Here is an 18643-nt window from a genome sequence, read left to right as displayed (position 1 = left end):
TGTTTTCAATTTATTTTTAGCAATCGCTTATTCTCTGTATTGCTACTTTAGGATTTAGTGCTCATCAATATTGCAAGCTGACAACTTGACTTTGATCCTGGTTTGTAATTGCACATCAGGTTCAATTTGAAATAGCGTTTTTGCATTCTCATTTTCAACCGATTTAGGGCCTGTTCGTGAAGTTTGTGCCGCCGCTAGTAGTATTGCTGTTTGCTGCGACGATGTTGGGCATCTGGATGCTCGACACGAAGCGCAGGCATCTTTTGCTTTTCGGCCTGAGCTTTGCCAGCTTTGCTTTCGGGCTTCTGGTTCCCATATCGCTGATCTCAAACAGCCTCACCCTAACCTCGCCGATTGCCACCGCGTTCCATTTTATGGGTGGCTGGCTGCTCTGCGAAGGCGTGATGATACGCATGGGCGGGCGCTATTCCCGCTTGGCGTCTGGCCTCATCGGGCTTGGCCTTCTCGGTGCCATGATTTGTTTCATTGCGAATGATACGAGCTATTCGCGGATTGCGCCTGCGGTCCAGCTGACCCTGGGCAGCCTGGTAGCCGTTCTTTGCATTCAGGCACGTGATCTCGCACGCCGAAGCTGGATCGAGCGCGTGCTGTTCGGCGCCTTGGTGTTGTTGACGGTGCATTTTTATGTGCAGACTGGAATGGCACTGGGGCTTTCCCCCGAAGTTTCGCGACCGTCGGAGCTGATACATTCGCGCTATTGGCAGGGCATCATGATATTCGGTGCCTTTGCCGGTGTCTTTGCCGGTCTCGTTCTTCTGGTGGTGACGACCTCCGATGTGGTGAAGGAATTGCAGGCGGAGCGTGACTCCGATCCCCTGACCGGTGTTTTCAATCGTCGCGGACTTGAGCGTCATGCGCATCTGCGTTTGACCGAGGCCCAGCGCGGTGATTATGGGGTCATCATCGCGGATATAGACCACTTCAAGTCGATCAATGACGACCTGGGCCATGCGACCGGTGATCAGGTTCTGGTAGAGTTTGCCCGCATCCTGCAAATGGCCGCAGCAAATACAACAATTGTTGGCCGTGTCGGCGGCGAGGAGTTCGTTCTTCTGGTCCAGGGGGATGCCGAGACGTGCGAGCGATTGGGCAGCAGGCTTTGCGGGCGTGTAGCCCGACACAGTTTTTCCATGTTGCCAGCGGATCGCCAGATGACGTGCAGTTTTGGTGTCGCTATGGTGCGCGGTGGTGAAACACTATGGGAAACGGCGGCCCGTGCCGATCTTGCTCTCATGCGGGTCAAGCATCGTGGGCGCAATCGTGTGGCGGTAGAGGGGCTGGAGTTTCCAAGTGCCAAACAGAGCGCTTATCTGCTGACGGCCTAAGCTGGCTCCACCGAATTGCGAACCGGAATTATTCACCCTGTAAAGGATTTGGTTACCATAATTAGCGATGCTGGAGGCGACCTTCCAGTCACCGCCTTGCCATATCTTGTTCGTCTTTTTGCCGAACTGACATGCAAGGCGGTGCCGTGAAAGTTGTTTTCCACTCGGATTTTGTATCATGGCGTGTGTAACAGAAGTGTATGGCTGCGCGGCCCCGCGCAGCAAAGGCATTAGAATTCCATTCGGTTTCAAGGGTTTTACGCGCGTTGCGGTGTTTGCCGCAACGGGACTGGTCGCCGGAAGCTGGATGATGACCGCGCTCGGTACGCTGGAAACGGTTGTGCCGGCCTTTGCACCTGTTGCACCGATCATGCGCCGCGTTTCCATGACCGCGCCGCAGGCGCTTGCCGTCGTCGATCACAATATCGCGCCATCGCGCCGCATCAGGCAGGGTTTCATCAATGCCTATACGACGGATACCGCCTATTCCAACCTCGATTGGCGCCGAACCAAAAACACGAGCGGTGAACCGATCATCGCCGATATCGGTCCAGATTCCGTAATCGAGGACAAGCCCGTCGATACGGCTTCTCTTATCGAATTGCGCGCTGATCGCGTCCGTCGCGAAGAGCCCGTTGTGGCGAATGTTCAGCCAGAGCAACCTGCTGCGGAGGCTGGCGCGACTGTGGTCGCCTATGCGCCAGTGCCTTCTGCGTCGGACGCAACGGCTGCATTCAAACAGATTGAGCCGCTTTCGCAAGCCGAAGAAATGGATGCCGCTGAGAAGCAGGCACACCTTCCCACCGGCAACGCCGTTCCCGTTCCGCAGCTCGCTCCGGATCAGAAGACGGATATGGCCGCAGAGGACGAAGCCACCCAAGACGCATTCTTGCCCGATGATGTGCCGCTGCCGGGCGCCAAGCCTTCGCTGCGCCGTTCCCGCATGCATGACAAGACCGAGCTTGCCTATGCGCCGGAAAGCGGTGCAACCGAAGAACCGCGCCCTGGTCTGTTCAGTCCGCTTTTCAATCAGTCCGCACGTAGCAAGGTTGCTATCTATGACATCTCCGCCGCCACTGTGTACCTGCCGAGTGGCGAGCGCCTTGAAGCCCATTCGGGTCTCGGCCCGATGCGCGACAATCCGCGCTACGTAAACCAGAAGAACCGGGGACCCACGCCGCCTCACACCTATGATCTGCGCATGCGCGAGGCGCTGTTCCACGGCGTGGAGGCGATCCGCCTCACGCCTGTCGACGGCAACAACCGCTATAATCGCGATGGTCTTCTGGCGCATACTTTCATGCTGGGACGCCGCGGCGATTCCAACGGCTGCGTGGTATTCAAGGACTATCCGCGCTTCCTGCGTGCATTCAAGCGCGGCGAGTTCAACAAGATGGTTGTCGTCACGCGAATGCAGTCTTCGAAGCCCGCGCGGATCGCATCGCTTTTCTGACAAACCGCGCGTCGTGAGACGATCTTTCGAATAATGGGGTTACACAAAGAATTGTGATCCCAATTCCTTGCGAGGCACACCAAAATTGATAGAAATCTCTCATCGAAACCGATGGGAGATTTCTATGAAGCTTTATTACAAGGTTGGTGCTTGTTCGCTCGCACCCCATATCATTCTGAGCGAAACGGGCCTGCCTTATGAGCTGGAGGCCGTGGACCTCAAAGCCAAGAAGACGGCTGACGGCGGCGACTATTTCGCGGTCAATCCGCGAGGTGCGGTTCCGGCGCTGGAAGTAAAGCCCGGCACTGTCATCACGCAGAATGCGGCAATCCTCCAATATATCGGCGATCATTCCGACGTTGCGGCGTTCAAGCCCGCCTATGGCACCATGGAACGCGCTCGCCTGCAGGAAGCGCTCGGCTTCTGCTCGGATCTACATTCGGCGTTTGGTGGCTTGTTCGCGCCCAATTTGAGCGAGGAAGCGAAGGCTGGCGTCATTGCTAACATCAATCGTCGCATGGGTCAGTTCGAAGCCATGCTATCGGACAAGAACGCCTACTGGCTTGGCGATGATTTTACGCAGGCGGATGCCTATGCGTCTGTCATCATCGGTTGGGGCGTCGGTCTTAAGCTCGATTTGAGCGCCTATCCCAAGGCGTTGAAGCTGCGTGAAGGTGTGCTGGCTCGCCCGAACGTGCAAAAGGCGTTCAAGGAAGAAGGCCTGAACTAAAAACAACAGCCGGAGGCACAAACCTCCGGCTTTTTTTGTTGCCAGAGGTGCGGATGCAGTAACTGGTTTACCGTCGTGAAAGAGGTAACTCGCATCTATTGTTGGAAAATCAAATGGCGGAGGGAGAGGACTCTTCGACAAACTCGCTCGAAGTATGCCCCACATCGCGCCAGCACGCCCTCGTATTCGTAGGTGAATCTTCGCCACCGCAGAAATTCTCTGTTCAAGACAAGGAAGCGCAGCGCCCTGTGTTTGGCGCTCCGGACAGTATTGCCTTGATAGAGTTTCCTGCCCACGCCTTTGTTGTGTCGCAGTCAAACGGGCCTGAACGAAAGGAAACGGAAATGAAGGCAGTTCACATGAACCAAATGGAGTTGGCAGCGCGCTGGCGGATTAGCCCTCGTACTCTTGAGCGATGGCGGTGGATTGGGGACGGGCCACGTTTCGTCAAACTCGGCGGCCGGGTCGTCTACCGCTTGTGTGACATCGAGGAATACGAGCAGGCGATGATCCGGTCGAGCACCTCGGACCGCGTTCATACCGAGCAAGCGGGCGCGTGACCATAGCCCCAGTATGGCGGTTGGCCGAGGCGCAGCCGCCATTCCGCCCTCTCCCTTGCTTGCAGACACTAACAATTTCGATTGAACCCACACCGCTTCTCAGATAGCTTGTTCGAAAATCCAGAAACTGGGCTGGCCTAGTTTCGTGACGGATCATGTCACTGGGAGTGCATGGTGGTAACAGAGAAGGCTGATCTTCGGTGGGGCGTCGAGCGACGGCTCGAATTCATCGAGTTCCGCCTGTTTTGGGAGGGGCATGTGAATCGGGGGGATCTGATGGGTGCGTTCGGCGTGTCGGTGAACCAGGCGTCCACCGACCTGAACCGCTACATCGGAATGGCTCCGAACAACATGGTCTACGACAAGAGCGCCCGAACCTACATCCGAGGCAGCAAGTTCGACGCCCTTTTTCTGAAGCCCGATGCCAGCCGTTACCTCTCTCAGCTTCGTTCCGTTGCCGACGGCATCCTCGACCTCGCTGATGCCTGGATCGGGCAGTTTCCGTCCTACGACTCCGCGCCGACGCCAGTGCGGGGGGTCAACGCCAAAACGCTACGTTCGGTGGTCGCCGCAATTCGCCGATCAGAAGCCATCGAGGTCAAATACCAGTCCCTGTCCCGGCCGGAGCCGCGCTGGCGCTGGATTGCGCCACACGCGATCGGGTTCGACGGTTTCCGCTGGCATACACGGGCCTTCTGTCTCACCGACCAGAGCTTCAAGGACTTCCTTCTCTCGCGGATCATCGAGACCCGTAACACCAAGCCGAGCGAGATCAGCGCTGAAGGGGATGCCGACTGGAACGAGCATGTCACTTTGGAGATCGGACCGCATCCTGAACTGTCTGAGACGCAGCAAAAGGTCATCGCGCTCGATTACGGAATGCGCAGCGGAAGGGCCACGATCCCGGTTCGCAAGGCGCTTCTCTACTACGCGCTGAAGCGACTGGGTCTCGATACCGACCCATCTGCCCGCCGGCCGCAAGACCAGCAGATCGTTCTCTTGAACAGAAGCGCGATCGGCCAAATGCGCCTCCTGCCCGCGTCGGGTTCTGACCGTGGTTAGAACCCTAGAATTCCAGCCGAGGGGCGCGAGCAATTGATTACTGAGTACCACGCAAAGCTATTTGCACTCGAGCTCAGCAAGCGGCACTCGGTTGCCGATGCCGAAAAGCTCGCTGGCGCTCTCTTGGACGCGCAAGTGGACCTGAACCCGCATCAGGTCGAGGCCGCCTTGTTCGCGTTCAAGTCGCCCCTGTCGAAGGGAGCTATTCTGGCCGACGAGGTTGGCCTTGGAAAAACCATCGAAGCCGGGCTGGTCCTGGCACAGAAATGGACGGAGGGCAGGCGCCGTATCCTCGTCATCACTCCGGCAAATCTGCGTAAGCAGTGGTCGCAGGAGATCGAAGAAAAGTTCTTTCTGCCAACCCTGATCTTAGAGGCAAAGAACTACAATAAATTGGCCAAAGATGGTGCGCGGCGCCCGTTCGAACAGAAGAAGCTCGTTATCTGCTCGTTCCAATTCGCCGCGCGACATGCCGACGAGCTGATGGTCATCCCGTGGGACCTGGTGGTCATCGACGAAGCTCACCGGCTTAGAAACGTCTATAGGCCCGACAACCGGATCGGGCGAGCACTGAAGGGCGCGCTTGCAAATGTTCCGAAGGTACTCCTGACGGCGACCCCGCTTCAGAACTCACTGATGGAGTTGTACGGTCTCGTCAGCTTGATCGATGACTACACATTTGGCGACGCGAAGAGCTTCCGAGCCCAATATGCGCGCTTGACCGGTGACGGCCAGTTTGAAGAGTTAAAGCATCGCCTTCAGCCGGTTTGCCACCGGACTCTGCGTCGACAGGTGTTGGAATACATCCGCTACACCAACCGGATACCCATCACCCAAGAGTTCGTTCCAAGCGAGGCGGAGCAATCGCTCTACGACATGGTGTCGGAATACCTTCGGCGACCGTCTCTGCAGGCGCTGCCGTCTAGCCAGCGGACGCTAATGACCCTCATCATGCGCAAGCTGTTGGCTTCCTCTACCTTCGCCATTGCGGGCGCCCTCGACTCCCTAGCCCGGAAGCTGGAACGCCAGCTCAAGGATGACACGAACCTTCGGGAGAAGCTCGAAGAAGAGCTGTCCGAGGACTACGAGGAATATGAAGAGGTCGCCGACGAATGGTCGGACAATGACGACGAGCCAGAGCTTCTGACGGCTGAAGATATTGGGATCATCCAGCAGGAGATCGCAGATCTTCGCGAGTTCCGGGACCTTGCTGTTTCAATCTCCGAGAACGCCAAAGGGCAGGCGTTGTTGAGCGCGTTGAGAGCCGGCTTCGCCAAGACGCAAGAACTTGGTGCAGCGCAGAAGGCCATCATATTCACCGAGTCGCGCCGGACGCAGGAGTATCTGGTACGGCTGCTTTCGGAGAACGGGTACGCCGACAAGCTCGTGCTTTTCAACGGCTCCAATAGCGATCCTCAGTCGAAAGCTATCTACGAGAGTTGGTTGCGGAAGCACAAGGGGTCTGATCGCGTCACTGGCTCCCGCACTGCCGACATTCGCGCCGCACTGGTGGAGCATTTCCGCGAACACGCATCAATCATGATCGCAACCGAAGCCGCGGCCGAAGGCATCAATCTGCAATTCTGCTCCATCGTCGTGAACTACGACCTGCCGTGGAACCCACAGCGAATTGAGCAACGGATCGGGCGCTGCCATCGGTATGGCCAGCTTTACGACGTGGTCGTGATTAACTTCCTCAACAAGAACAACGCGGCCGATCAGCGCGTCTACGAGCTGTTGGCCGAGAAGTTTCAGCTGTTCTCCGGCGTGTTCGGCGCTTCGGACGAGGTGCTCGGAGCCGTTGAGTCTGGCGTCGAATTTGAGAAGCGCATCGTCACCATCTACCAGAATTGTCGATCCACGGATGAGATCGAGACGGAGTTCGAGCGCCTGCGTGCCGAGATGGATGAGAACATCAATGCTGCCATGGAAGATACGCGTCGGAAGTTGCTGGAGAACTTCGACGCTGAGGTCCATGACCGCCTCAAGTTCAATCTGGACAAGAGCAGAGAGTATATCGGGCGCTATGAGAGAATGTTGTGGGCCGTTACCCAGCATGAGCTGCGGCAGCACGCCAACTTCGATGATGAATACCTCACCTTCACCTTGAAGCGCGCGCCCGACGGTTTGGACGTCCCGACCGGGGGCTACGGTATCGCCAAGAATGGCCTAAGCGAGCACAGATATCGCTTGGGGCACCCGCTCGCACAGCACGTGATTGCCAGGGCACGCGAGCGTAATCTGAACGGTGCAGACCTTGTGTTCGATTATTCCGGATGGCCAGCCAAGGCGGTCAACATCGAGCCGTTGGTGGGGCAGTCAGGTATCCTCGCCGCACGATGCCTCAGCTTCTCCGGATTTGACGAGCAGGACCACATCCTGCTTGCGGCCAAGACGGATGATGGGCGCGATATCGACCCTGACATTGTTCGACGCCTGTTCGAGATGCCATGCCGACAAGCCGATGGCGAGATCGGGCATGCTCGGGCGCTGCTGGATCCCATATTGGCGCAACGCGAACAGGACGTCATCGAGGCGCTGAAGCGGCAGAACGCCCAGTGGTTTTCCGAGGAAAGTCGGAAGCTGGAAAAATGGGCTGAGGACAAGGTGTTTGCCGCCGAAAAGGAATTGCAGGACGCGAAGGCGCGGATCCTTGAGCTCAAGCGCGAGGCGCGAACGGCCGAATCTCCCGAACGGCAGCATCGCATCCAGACGCAGATCCAGGAGCTGGAAAAGTCCAAGCGCCGGCTTCGCCAACGCATATTCGATGTGGAGGACGAGATCATCGAGGAGCGCGATCAGATGATCTCAGACCTGGAAGCCCGCCTGAAACAAGATATCAGCAAACAAGAGCTCTTCGCCGTCCGCTGGGCGGTGGTGTGAGCCAACAGGACGCAGGAGAAGACCGCCACATGCCGAACGTCGAGAAACAGCGAGAACGCCTGATCAGTCTGCTGAAGGAGCTATTCCAGCTCGACCAGCCCGACCTGGACTTCGGCTTCTACCGCATCATGCATGCGAAGGCGGGCCAGGTTACGAAGTTTCTCGAAAAGGACCTGCTGAGCATCATCCGGGATGCATTCGGCGAGGCGGATGGCGCCCGGGTCGAGCAAGCGAAAGCTGCCTACGAGGCCGCGCGCAAGCAGGCCGAGGAATTCGGCGCACCCGATCCGGATGCCGCTCCGAAAGTGAAGGAAGCCAAGGCGGCCTGGGACGCGGCCAAGGACAGCGGCAGCAACGAAGGCGACGTCTACGATCACCTCTACCGCTTCTTCGAGCGCTATTACGACAACGGCGACTTCATGAGCCGCCGCTATTTCGCGCGCGAGACGGACGGCAAGGCAGCCCCCTATGCCGTCCCCTATGACGGGCGCGAGGTCTATCTGCACTGGGCCAACCGCGACCAGTACTATATCAAAACGTCCGAGTACCTGACCAACTTCACCTTCGATCCGACACAGGCGAAGGAGTTCAAGGAACGTCACGGAGGGCTGTTCGCCGAGAAGCCGCTCAAGGTCCACTGCCGGATCGTTTCGGCGTCCGAGGGCGAGCACAACAACGTCAAGGCGTCCGAACAGACCGAACGCTTCTTTATCATCCACGAGCCGGAACCGATGAAGATCGAGACGGGCGACACCGGCCAGCCGGAGCTGGTGATCCAGTTCCAGTACCGCCCGGACCCCGAGAAGACCGGCCAGGAAGGCACCTGGCGCAAGAAGCGCCTCGCCGAGGCGGCGGACATGGTGAAGGCGCTGCTGCCCAAGCTGGACGGCGCGGACGACTACGTGAGCGCGCTGATGACCCCGGCGCCGACCGAGGCCGAGAAGGACCGCACGCTTCTGGAGAAGTACCTGGCCCAGTACACGGCCCGGAACACGATGGACTACTTCATCCACAAGGATCTGGGCGGTTTCCTGCGGCGCGAGCTGGACTTCTACATCAAGAACGAGGTCATGCGGCTGGACGACATCGAGTCCGCCGATGCGCCACGAGTGGAAGCTTACCTGGCCAAGGTCAAGGTGCTGCGCCGCATTGCACAGCATCTGATCGATTTCCTTGCCCAACTCGAGGACTTCCAGAAACGGCTGTGGCTGAAGAGGAAGTTCGTCGTCGACACCCAGTACTGCATCACGCTCGACCGCATCCCGGAGGAGTTTTATCCGGAGATCGCGGCCAACGAGGCGCAGAGAGAAGAGTGGGTGGAGCTTTTCGCGATTGACAAGATAGACGGGTACTCTGAGCCTCTATCCGTAAGTTTTCTTGAGAAAAATTCCTCTCTTCCACTCGACACAGCAAACTTCGCAGGGTCATTCAAGGACCGTGTGATTGCTGAAACTCAGCTTCTTGAAGCTGAAACCACGGGCCTGTTGATACATTCCGAGAACAATCAGGCTCTCAGGGCTTTAGGCGAAAAGCTTCGGAATGCCGTAGACTGCATTTACATAGACCCGCCGTACAACACCGATGCTTCTTCAATAGTTTACAAGAACAACTATAAGGACTCATCTTGGATTTCCCTAATGGACACCCGGCTGTCGGAAGCACAAAAACTGATGCGGGCATCGGCTGTAATCGCCGTCGCAATAGACGATATCGAATTTAGCAGACTTCGGCAATTAATGGAGGAAAAGTTCGGCCAGGAAAATATGCTGGGGGTTGCGGTGGTTAGAAGCAATCCATCCGGGCGATCCACTCCAAATGGCTTCTCTGAAGCGCACGATTACACCCTATTTGCCGGCGCTAGTGATGCCGCATCTGTCGGCAGAATGCCCCGAACCGACAAGCAGGTTGCCCGGTACTCAGAGTCTGATGAGAGAGGGGCTTTTGAATGGGTAAATTTCCGCAAACACGGTGGCGTTGAGGCCAGCCGCCAAGCACGTCCAAAAATGTTCTATCCAATTTATGTTTCTGGCGGCCAGATCCGTGTTCCCGAAATGTCCTGGAACACTGATGCGCAGGCGTGGGACGTATTGGAGGAGCCAAACGCTGGTGAGACTGCTGTGCTGCCTGTCTCCCCTGATGGAGTCGAGCGTCGGTGGAAGTGGGGCGCGGAAAGCGTCAAATCCGATTATTCCAATTTCTGCGGTAGAAATGATCAGTCTGGCCAAATCGGCGTCTATATGAAAGCCCGAATGAACGATGAGGGCATGATGCCTGTCACATGGTGGGATAAGAAGGAATATTCGGCTACACAGTACGGCACGAATTATCTGACATCTATGTTTGGTAGGATTGCAGACTTTTCATTCCCCAAGTCAATTCACCTAGTCGAAGACTGTTTAAGGGCATGCGGAGCCAAGAAAGATTCTGTCATTCTTGATTTCTTCGGAGGGTCAGGAACAACTGCTCACGCAACGCTGAACCTGAACAGATCCGACAGCGGAAGAAGAAAGTTCTTTTTGGTGGAAATGGGCGAATACTTTGATCGCGTAACGCTACCAAGGGTCAAGAAATCAGTTTATTGCAATGAATGGAAGAAAGGTGCCCCCTCGTCTTCTGATCATTTAAGCGCCCTTGTGCCGTATGTTCGCTTGGAAACCTATGAAGATGCGATCAACAATCTCGCTCTGAAATCCGCACCAGAGGTGTTGCCAGCGGGAGGCGCCTTCGCACGCGACTACATGCTCCGCTACTGGCTTGATTTCGAGACCAAGGGCAGCCCGTCACTCCTGAACATCGAATGGTTCGACGATCCGACGGCGTACAAGCTGAAGATCAAGAAGCCCGGCACAGACGAGTATGTCGAGAAGGCGGTGGATCTGGTCGAGACGTTCAACTGGCTGATCGGCCTGCATGTCGAGCATCTGGACCGCTGGCGCGGCTACGACGCAGCCTTCAAGCGCGAGATCGATCCCGAGCTGCCGGAGGACACCAACACCCGGCTGATGCTCGATGGCGGGCTGAAGGAGACGGACGACGGCGCCTGGCGCTTCCGCAAGGTCGAGGGCTACACCCTGCGCACCCCCGGCGATCACAACGACCGGGAGAAGGTGCTGGTCGTCTGGCGCAAGCTCACTGGCGATCTCGAGCAGGACAACCTGATGCTGGACGAGTGGTTCCGGAAGTACCGCCTCTCCGCGCAGGACACCGAATTCGACGTCATCTACGTGAACGGCTCCAACAACCTGCCCAACCTCCGCAAGGACGAGGAGACCTGGAAGGTGCGCCTGATCGAGGAAGCCTTCCATCAGGCGATGTGGGACGTGGAGGGCTAACGGTGACGGAGGGCGCTACCGACGCGGCACAACCAGTAGCGGAAGCCACCCAGAGTGCGGTGGAGGCTGCCAACCCATTATTCGAGGTCTTTTCGAAGGTGCCGGTGGAAATTTGGGTGGTCGTTGCCACAGCCATTTTCGCAGCAGTCGGATGGTTTGGGAAAACAGCTTTTGATGGATGGCAGAGGTCACGGTTGCCTTTCAAACAAGATCGAGAGCGCTACCAAGCCGTGATTGACGCGCTCGACCCTGCACATCTTCATTATTTCAGAGAGACCCCTCTCAGCTCAATTGGAAGCAGGGCCGTCGACGGGATAGACGATGGTTATGAGGCCCTGGCTTCGATCCGGAAGAGTAAGCCAGCCTATTTGCACCGGAAACTGCGACCGCTTGAAGAGGAGCTTTTCATAGCACTCGGAGAGTTATGCAGCTTCCTTCCCGTCAAGCTCTTCCCGCATCGTGCAAATGCCAATGTCTACACGATGTACTGGGATCAGTTCGACGAATGGAGCAATGAGCACCAGCGACGATTCCAAGAAATAAAAGATGAGCTTATGCAGAAGCTTGATCGTTCAATTCGTGCCTATGAGGCTTATCGGGACGCTGGGAACCGGTTGTTTGCGGACAGGCTCGTGAAGGAGACGTCCGATGGCTAGAGCGTCCAAGCAGAAACAACTCCCTTTCGGCCACAAGCTGGTGCTCAACCAGTGGATCGTCCGCCTGTTCGGCTTCGATCCGCTGAAGGACCACAAGGACGGCAAGCGCACGCTCCGGCCGATGCAGCCGCTGGCGAAGACGGTGAAGGACGCGCCGGAGGGCATGACGTCCGAGAACCTGCACCACTTCTACAAGGCGCTGGACGTCCACCTGCAGGCGGACGCCGAGATCACGCGGGCCGACCTGCTGCGCTACGAGCACAACATCGTCAGCCACACGCTGGCGATCAACGAGAAGCGCGACCGTCCGATCGTCTGGAAGTACTACCAGTGGCTCTCACTGCTGTTTGCCGAGATCTATCTCGACCGGTTCTTTTCCGACCGTGCCGCACTGTTGGACGCGCTGAACGCCTATGTCGAAGGCTTCAACAAGTACTGGACCGAGGAGGGATACGAAACGGGGATCACGCCCTATGAGCTTGACGACCTGAACAAGCTCTGCCTGCAGAACGCCACCGGCTCGGGGAAGACGCTGCTGATGCACGTCAACTTCCTGCAGTTCCGGCACTACGCCTCGAAATCGCCACTCAAGCACGACCTGACGCGGACGGTGCTGATCACGCCGAACGAGCAGCTTTCCCTGCAGCACGCGCGCGAAATGAAGGGCAGCAACATCGTCGCGTCGCGCCTGCTCACCGACAGCGGCGACCTTCTCTCCTCGGGCAAGAACGGGCTCCGTCAGGTGGACTACACCGAGGTGACCAAGCTCGGTGACACCGATGGACCCAACGTCATCGCGACGCGCAATCTGGGCGACCAGAACCTGCTGCTCGTCGACGAAGCCCATCGCGGCATGGGAAGCCAGGAAGAGCGCGGCTGGTTCCGAAGCCGCGCCCGCCTGTCGGAGAAGGGTTTCGTCTTCGAGTACTCGGCGACGCTGAAGGAGGCCGTTACAGCGGCAAAGCGCCCCGAAATCGAAGCGTCCTACGCGAAGACGATCCTGTTCGACTATTCCTATCGGTATTTCTACGAGGACGGCTACGGCAAGGATTACCGCATCTTCAACCTTCCGCGAACCTTCTCCCAGCTTGAATTCTCATACCTGACGGCGTGTCTTCTGAGCTTCTACCAGCAGCTGAAGCTCTACGAGGACAAGCAGACACTCTATACCCCTTACAACATCGAAAAGCCGCTCTGGGTTTTCGTCGGCTCCAGCGTGACCAAGGCTACCGGATCGAAGGCCGAGAAAGCCACGGTCTCTGACGTAGGCAAGATCCTCGCCTTCATCGCGAAGTTCCTGAAGAGCGAGGGCACATCGGCCGCCGAAATCGAGCGGATCCTCACCGGTAACGCTCAGGAGACCGGTCTCCTCGATGAGAACGGCGGCGACATCTTCGCCGGCGGGTTCGTCTACCTTCAGCAGCTCATGCTTCGGGAGGGCTGGAAGCCCGGCGACCTGTTCCGCGACATCCTCGAAAAGCTCTTTCAGAACCGGGCCGGTGGAGAGTTGTCGATTGCCCGGATCAAGGGCGACGAGAACGAGATCATGCTGCGTGTCGGTCAGGCCGAAAAGCCTTTCGGACTCATCAACGTTGGCGATGCATCCGGCTTGGCGGCGCACATCGCTGAGCAGGAGTTCGACAACGTCGCGGTCCTGGAATCCGAGTTTGCCGAGACAATGTTCGGGCAGATCAACCTGTCCAGTTCCCCGGTCAATCTACTCATCGGTTCCAAGCGCTTTGTTGAGGGCTGGGATTGCTGGCGCGTCAGCACCCTTGGTCTCATGCATGTCGGCAAGAGCGAGGGCGCGCAGATCATCCAGCTTTTTGGCCGCGGCGTTCGTCTCAAGGGCTATGACTGGTCGCTCCAGCGCAGCGGCTTTGCCACCCCCACCCATCAACCGGAACTCATACAGTACGTCGAGACCCTGAATGTTTTCGGAATCGAGGCCGACTTCATGGAGCGGTTCCGGAAGTTCCTCGAAGAGGAAGAGCTTCCCGGTAACGATCAGAAGCAGGTCTTCACAGTTCCGCTGACGGTCACATACGACTTCGGGCAACGGCTCAAGGTGCTGCGCCCCCGAAAGAAGCGCGGTGACGGTCGCGAGTACGATTTCAAGAGAGACGGCGCTGTGCCGGCCCTGACGTTGATCCCAGAAAAGATACGCCAAAAGGGCGTCGCGATAGATTGGTATCCCCGCATCCAGTCTCTTGAGTCCAAGAAGGGCACCAAGCTGGGCACCAAGGAGGAGACCGTTTTCGAGGATGGTCACCTGGACTTCCTGGACTACGATGACCTTTTCTTCCGGCTTGAGAAATTCAAGCGTGAGCGCACCTGGCATAATCTCAACATTTCCAAGTCTATGATCAGGACGCTGCTCGCTGACCGGACCTGGTATAAGGTCGTCGTGCCTTCGGGGAAGATGGAGTTCTCGGATTTTGGGAACGTTGCGCTTTGGCAGGAGATGGCGGCGGAACTCCTGCAGAGATTCTCGGAGGAATACTACAACTACTGCAAGGCAGCCTTTATCGAGCCACGCCTTGAGCTCCGTGAGATCGAGGCCGGCGATGGAAGCCTACCTGAAGCGGACGAATACCAGCTAATCGTCGATGCCAGCGAAACAGCGCTCATTAACGACATCCAGAACCTCACCAGCGAGATATCCGCTCGAAAAGCGGGGGTGTTGCGTGCTGGCGACTTGAAAGGCTGCCTGTTTGGCACGCATCTCTACGAGCCCGTGCTTCATGCGGCCAAGGGAAGCAAAATCCAGATTGCGCCGGTTTCATTGAATGAGAGCGAATTCCAGTTCTTGGATGATCTGCGCCTCTTCATCGAAAAGGATCAAGCACGGCTGGCGGCGGAAGGAATTGAACTATTCTTGCTTCGCAATGAGAGCCGCGGGCGCGGAGTGGGCTTCTTTGAGGCAGGAAATTTCTATCCCGACTTCCTTCTATGGCTTGTGAAGGACGGCAGACAGCACTTGGCTTTCGTCGAGCCTCATGGCCTCCAGCATGAAGGCCCTGGCCACAAGAAGATCGAGTTCCATCAGGTCATCAAGGGCATCCAGGCAAGGCTCGCCAGTGAGAACGTCATACTGAACAGCTTTATCGTCACACCGACACGGTTCGGCAAGCTGAACTGGGGCAAGACGATCCATGAATTGGAGGACATGCATGTGCTGTTCATGGAGGATCAGAAAGACACCTATGTCGCCTCAATAATAAATCGAATGGCGGCATAGACGGGGGGGGTGGGGAATGTCGGAAATTTCAAACACCAGACCGAGCTGGTTTGTCGGCGCCGCGTATAATCGCACCGAAGACCAGACGCCCAGATTTCTCGCTGAAGGCATCTGGGAGAACGGCTACGAAGACGGCAAGTATGGCGATCTCGTGCGAGCGATGCGACCGGGCGACAGGATCGCGATCAAGTCGTCCTATACTCGCAAGCGGGAACTGCCGTTCGACAACCGCGGCGCCACTGTCTCGGTGATGGCCATCAAGGCGGTCGGCACGATCATTGCCAATCTCGACGACGGCAAGCGTGTTCAGGTCAACTGGACGCCCGTATCGCCGCCCCGCGAATGGTACTTCTACACAAACCGCGCCACGGTTTGGCGGGTCGCGCCGGGCGGCTGGATGGAGGATGGCCTCCTCGCCTTCACATTTGACGGCCAGCAGCAGGACCTCGACCGGTTCCGGAATGAACCGTTCTGGCGGGAGCGGTTCGGCGACGCGAACGGCGAGCAGCGTTTCCACTGGACATCCTTCTACAGCGCCGTTGCGGCAAAGCTCCTGGACTACCGGGCAGACCGCAAGCCCCTGATCGACGGCATCCATGCAATCGCGCAAGAGATGGCGGGGCTAGGGTATCTACAGGACCGCTACCCGGAAGGCGGTATTGGCCCACTGCGCGACATCTGCCCCTTTACGGCGATGGGCACGTTCAACCGATCCATGACCGACTCCAATCGGAGCGCGATAGCGGGAGCGCTTGCCAAGCTGATCGGCGTCGAGGAGGAGCCTCCGAGCACCTTCGAGGGAATTCCGGTCCTCAACAACCAGCGATCCTGGTTCTTTCGATACGGCGACAAGCGCGGCGAAGGCGACATCGACAAACTATGGGACCTGTTCGCTGCCGCGGCAGCGTTGGCGGAATCTGATCAACCCGATCAGCGGGACCAATTCATCGCCCGCTACGACGCGGCCATCGACGTTTGGGGCGCCTCATGGAACCTCTCGACCGGGCTCTACTGGTCGCATCCGTGGGAGTTCTCAACCCTCGACAGCAACTCGCGCTCGTTCCTCACCGGCCGGCTGCAGATGCGGATCCCGACGATAGGGCCGCAGAAGCCGTGCAGTGGCGCCACCTATCTCAAGCTGGTGGACGATCTGAAGGCGCGCTTTTCTGAGGAGAGCTACCCGGTCCACAGCTTCCCCGAACTGTCGCTGGCCGCATGGCACTACAAGGGGCCCGAAGAGTCTCAGGCCGAGGCCGACCAAGACGGCGCGACGCCCAATGAGGACGAAGAAGATGCGGCTGTCGTCGATCCGGTCCAGACGCCAGCGCCGGCTGTGCCATACGATGTTGACGACATCCTGCGCGATGGCTGTTTTCTGGAGCGCGGGGAGATCAACCGGCTTCTGGAGCGCTTGCGCACGCGCAAGAACCTGATCCTGCAGGGACCGCCGGGAACGGGCAAGACTTGGATGGCTAAACGCCTCGCATTCGCACTGATGGGGGAACGCGACGAGGCGCGCGTCCGTGCGGTCCAGTTCCACCCAAACCTCTCCTACGAGGATTTCGTGCGCGGATGGCGTCCGAGCGGCGATGGCAAGCTGACCCTTGCCGACGGCGTCTTCATGGAGGCGATCCGCGCGGCGCTCGGTCGCCCAGACGCCCGCTTCGTCGTCATCATTGAGGAGATCAACCGTGGGAATCCCGCGCAGATCTTCGGCGAACTGCTGACGCTTCTGGAGGCGGGCAAGCGCACACCGCGCGAGGCGCTCGAGCTCTGCTATCCCGATGCCGACGGCATCCGCCGCCCGGTTCATGTGCCCGAGAACCTCTTTGTCATCGGCACGATGAACATCGCTGACCGCTCGCTGGCGCTGGTCGACCTCGCGTTCCGCAGGCGCTTTGCCTTCGTCGGACTTGAGCCGAGGCTGGGTGAAGCCTGGCGAGGGTGGGTAACCGAGAAGGGCGGCGTCGATCCCGCCCTCGTCGATGACATCGAGCGGCGTATCGTGGCGCTGAATGCGCAGATCGCCGACGCGTTCGGCCGTCAGTTCGAGATCGGGCACAGCTATGTCACACCGACGGCAAAACTCGAACCCGGCGCAACGCGCGAGTGGTTCCGTCAGGTCGCTGAAACGGAGATCGGCCCGCTGCTTGACGAATATTGGTTCGACGCGCCCAAATCGGCACGAGAGGCACTCGACCGGCTGTTGCAGGGATGGTGATCGCCGATGCCGGTGTTGCGCCCGAGAGGGCTGCTGCGGGGTTCATCGGCCGCATCCCCGTGCGCAATATCTGGCTCCTGATGCTTTACGCCTCGGACCTATTCCGGAAGGCCGGGCCCACGCGCGTCGACGTCGAGCGCAACCCCGACGAGATCGCCGATCTCGTCGCTGAGTTATTGGCGCAGGCGGTCGAGGAGCGTCAACGCCAACAGCTGAGCCTCGGTTACCGTCCCCGCTGCGCCGACCTATCGCGGGTCCGGGGGCGGATCGACGTGCTGCGCACGGAGCGCCGACAGTTACTCGCGCGCGGAGCTGTGGCGTGCCGCTTCGTCGAACTCAGCGTCGACACACCGCGCAACCGCTACGTCCGCGGCGCACTTGAGGCCGTGGCGCGGCTGGTAACGCGCCCCGATCTGCGCCATCGCTGTCGACGGCTGGCGGCAGACATGCAGGCGCAAGGTGTAGCTGGGGCCATGCCATCGCGCGCCGAGCTCAGTGCCGACCGGATCGGTCGTCATGACGCCAAGGACAGCGAAATGCTCGCAGCGGCGATGCTTGCGATGGATCTCGTTCTGCCCACAGAGCGAGCTGGCGCGCGCCCCTTGCCGATGCCGGAAAGGGAAGAGCAGTGGGCTCGGCGGCTATTCGAACGCGCCGTCGGCGGCTTCTACAGAACCGTACTGCCACGGGAGCGGTGGCGCGTGCGGACGGGTGGCTTGCTCGACTGGCCGATCGATTGGTGGACCGAAGGGGCACGCGACATAATGCCCGGGATGCAGACTGATGTTGTGCTCGACGATGCCTTGGCTACCCGCCGTATCGTGATCGACACCAAGTTCACCAGCATCGTGACGACGGGCTGGCGCCGCGAAACGACGCTGCGCAGCGGGTACCTCTATCAAATCTATTCGTACATACGTTCACAGGCAGGACGTAGCGACCCGCTGGCCGACAACGCGGAGGGCTTGCTCCTGCACCCGGCCATTGGTGAAATGTTTGATGAAGCCGTCTCGTTGCACGGACATCTCATTCGCTTCGCCACTGTAGATCTGGCGGCCGACAACGGAGCTATCCGTGAGCAACTTCTGAAGCTCACGTTGCAGGTTAAAGAAGAGACTGATCATGGCAAGCACGTCCGAGCTTGATCCCGCATGACGCT

Annotated in this window: 11 protein-coding genes; all 11 read left to right on the top strand. The window is 58.4% G+C overall.

Annotation, left to right across the window (positions count from 1 at the left end; all coding sequences use genetic code 11):
- The first annotated feature begins 176 nt into the window (after positions 1-176).
- Positions 177-1346, top strand: a complete 1170-nt coding sequence (locus MKS82_RS10375; protein ID WP_109988642.1) for a GGDEF domain-containing protein — start codon at positions 177-179, stop codon at positions 1344-1346.
- A gap of 178 nt (positions 1347-1524) precedes the next feature.
- The gene (locus MKS82_RS10370) at positions 1525-2799 is read left to right on the top strand and encodes a DUF2778 domain-containing protein (protein ID WP_109988643.1); all 1275 of its coding nucleotides are present in this window, start codon (positions 1525-1527) and stop codon (positions 2797-2799) included.
- Positions 2800-2923: 124 nt separating this feature from the next.
- Positions 2924-3529 (top strand): glutathione transferase, encoded by a 606-nt coding sequence (gene gst, locus MKS82_RS10365; RefSeq protein ID WP_109988644.1) that lies wholly within the window; start codon positions 2924-2926, stop codon positions 3527-3529.
- Positions 3530-3642: 113 nt separating this feature from the next.
- Positions 3643-4089 (top strand): helix-turn-helix transcriptional regulator, encoded by a 447-nt coding sequence (locus MKS82_RS10360; protein ID WP_240578750.1) that lies wholly within the window; start codon positions 3643-3645, stop codon positions 4087-4089.
- 171 nt (positions 4090-4260) lie between these two features.
- Positions 4261-5151 (top strand): WYL domain-containing protein, encoded by an 891-nt coding sequence (locus MKS82_RS10355; RefSeq protein ID WP_240578749.1) that lies wholly within the window; start codon positions 4261-4263, stop codon positions 5149-5151.
- Positions 5152-5184: 33 nt separating this feature from the next.
- Positions 5185-8034 carry an SNF2-related protein gene (locus tag MKS82_RS10350; RefSeq protein ID WP_240578748.1) on the top strand — a complete coding sequence of 950 codons (2850 nt, stop codon included), beginning with the start codon at positions 5185-5187 and terminating at the stop codon, positions 8032-8034.
- Between the two features lie 29 nt (positions 8035-8063).
- Positions 8064-11366, top strand: a complete 3303-nt coding sequence (locus tag MKS82_RS10345) for a DNA methyltransferase (protein ID WP_240578747.1) — start codon at positions 8064-8066, stop codon at positions 11364-11366.
- A 2-nt stretch (positions 11367-11368) separates the two neighbouring features.
- Complete coding sequence (locus tag MKS82_RS10340; protein WP_240578746.1) at positions 11369-12022, top strand: hypothetical protein; 654 nt, start codon at positions 11369-11371, stop codon at positions 12020-12022.
- The gene (locus tag MKS82_RS10335; RefSeq protein WP_240578745.1) at positions 12015-15263 is read left to right on the top strand and encodes a DEAD/DEAH box helicase; all 3249 of its coding nucleotides are present in this window, start codon (positions 12015-12017) and stop codon (positions 15261-15263) included. Before MKS82_RS10340 ends, MKS82_RS10335 begins: the two co-directional genes overlap by 8 nt.
- Positions 15264-15279: 16 nt before the next feature.
- Positions 15280-17484 (top strand): AAA family ATPase, encoded by a 2205-nt coding sequence (locus MKS82_RS10330; protein WP_240578744.1) that lies wholly within the window; start codon positions 15280-15282, stop codon positions 17482-17484.
- Positions 17478-18629 carry a 5-methylcytosine-specific restriction endonuclease system specificity protein McrC gene (gene mcrC, locus MKS82_RS10325; protein WP_240578743.1) on the top strand — a complete coding sequence of 384 codons (1152 nt, stop codon included), beginning with the start codon at positions 17478-17480 and terminating at the stop codon, positions 18627-18629. The genes MKS82_RS10330 and mcrC overlap by 7 nt, the downstream gene beginning before the upstream one ends.
- Positions 18630-18643 lie beyond the last annotated feature (14 nt).

The organism is Ochrobactrum sp. A-1, from assembly GCF_022488005.1.
In the GTDB taxonomy this organism is placed as follows: domain Bacteria; phylum Pseudomonadota; class Alphaproteobacteria; order Rhizobiales; family Rhizobiaceae; genus Brucella.
The sequence above is the reverse complement of the archived record's forward strand: the minus strand, read 5'-3'. Positions and strand labels throughout refer to the sequence as shown.

Coding starts and splice junctions, on each gene's coding strand:
- MKS82_RS10370 (WP_109988643.1), top strand. CDS start 1,525: ATGGCGTGTGTAACAGAAGTGTATGGCTGCGCGGCCCCGCGCAGCAAA.
- gst (WP_109988644.1), top strand. CDS start 2,924: ATGAAGCTTTATTACAAGGTTGGTGCTTGTTCGCTCGCACCCCATATC.
- MKS82_RS10335 (WP_240578745.1), top strand. CDS start 12,015: ATGGCTAGAGCGTCCAAGCAGAAACAACTCCCTTTCGGCCACAAGCTG.
- MKS82_RS10355 (WP_240578749.1), top strand. CDS start 4,261: ATGGTGGTAACAGAGAAGGCTGATCTTCGGTGGGGCGTCGAGCGACGG.
- MKS82_RS10330 (WP_240578744.1), top strand. CDS start 15,280: ATGTCGGAAATTTCAAACACCAGACCGAGCTGGTTTGTCGGCGCCGCG.
- MKS82_RS10345 (WP_240578747.1), top strand. CDS start 8,064: ATGCCGAACGTCGAGAAACAGCGAGAACGCCTGATCAGTCTGCTGAAG.
- mcrC (WP_240578743.1), top strand. CDS start 17,478: ATGGTGATCGCCGATGCCGGTGTTGCGCCCGAGAGGGCTGCTGCGGGG.
- MKS82_RS10360 (WP_240578750.1), top strand. CDS start 3,643: ATGGCGGAGGGAGAGGACTCTTCGACAAACTCGCTCGAAGTATGCCCC.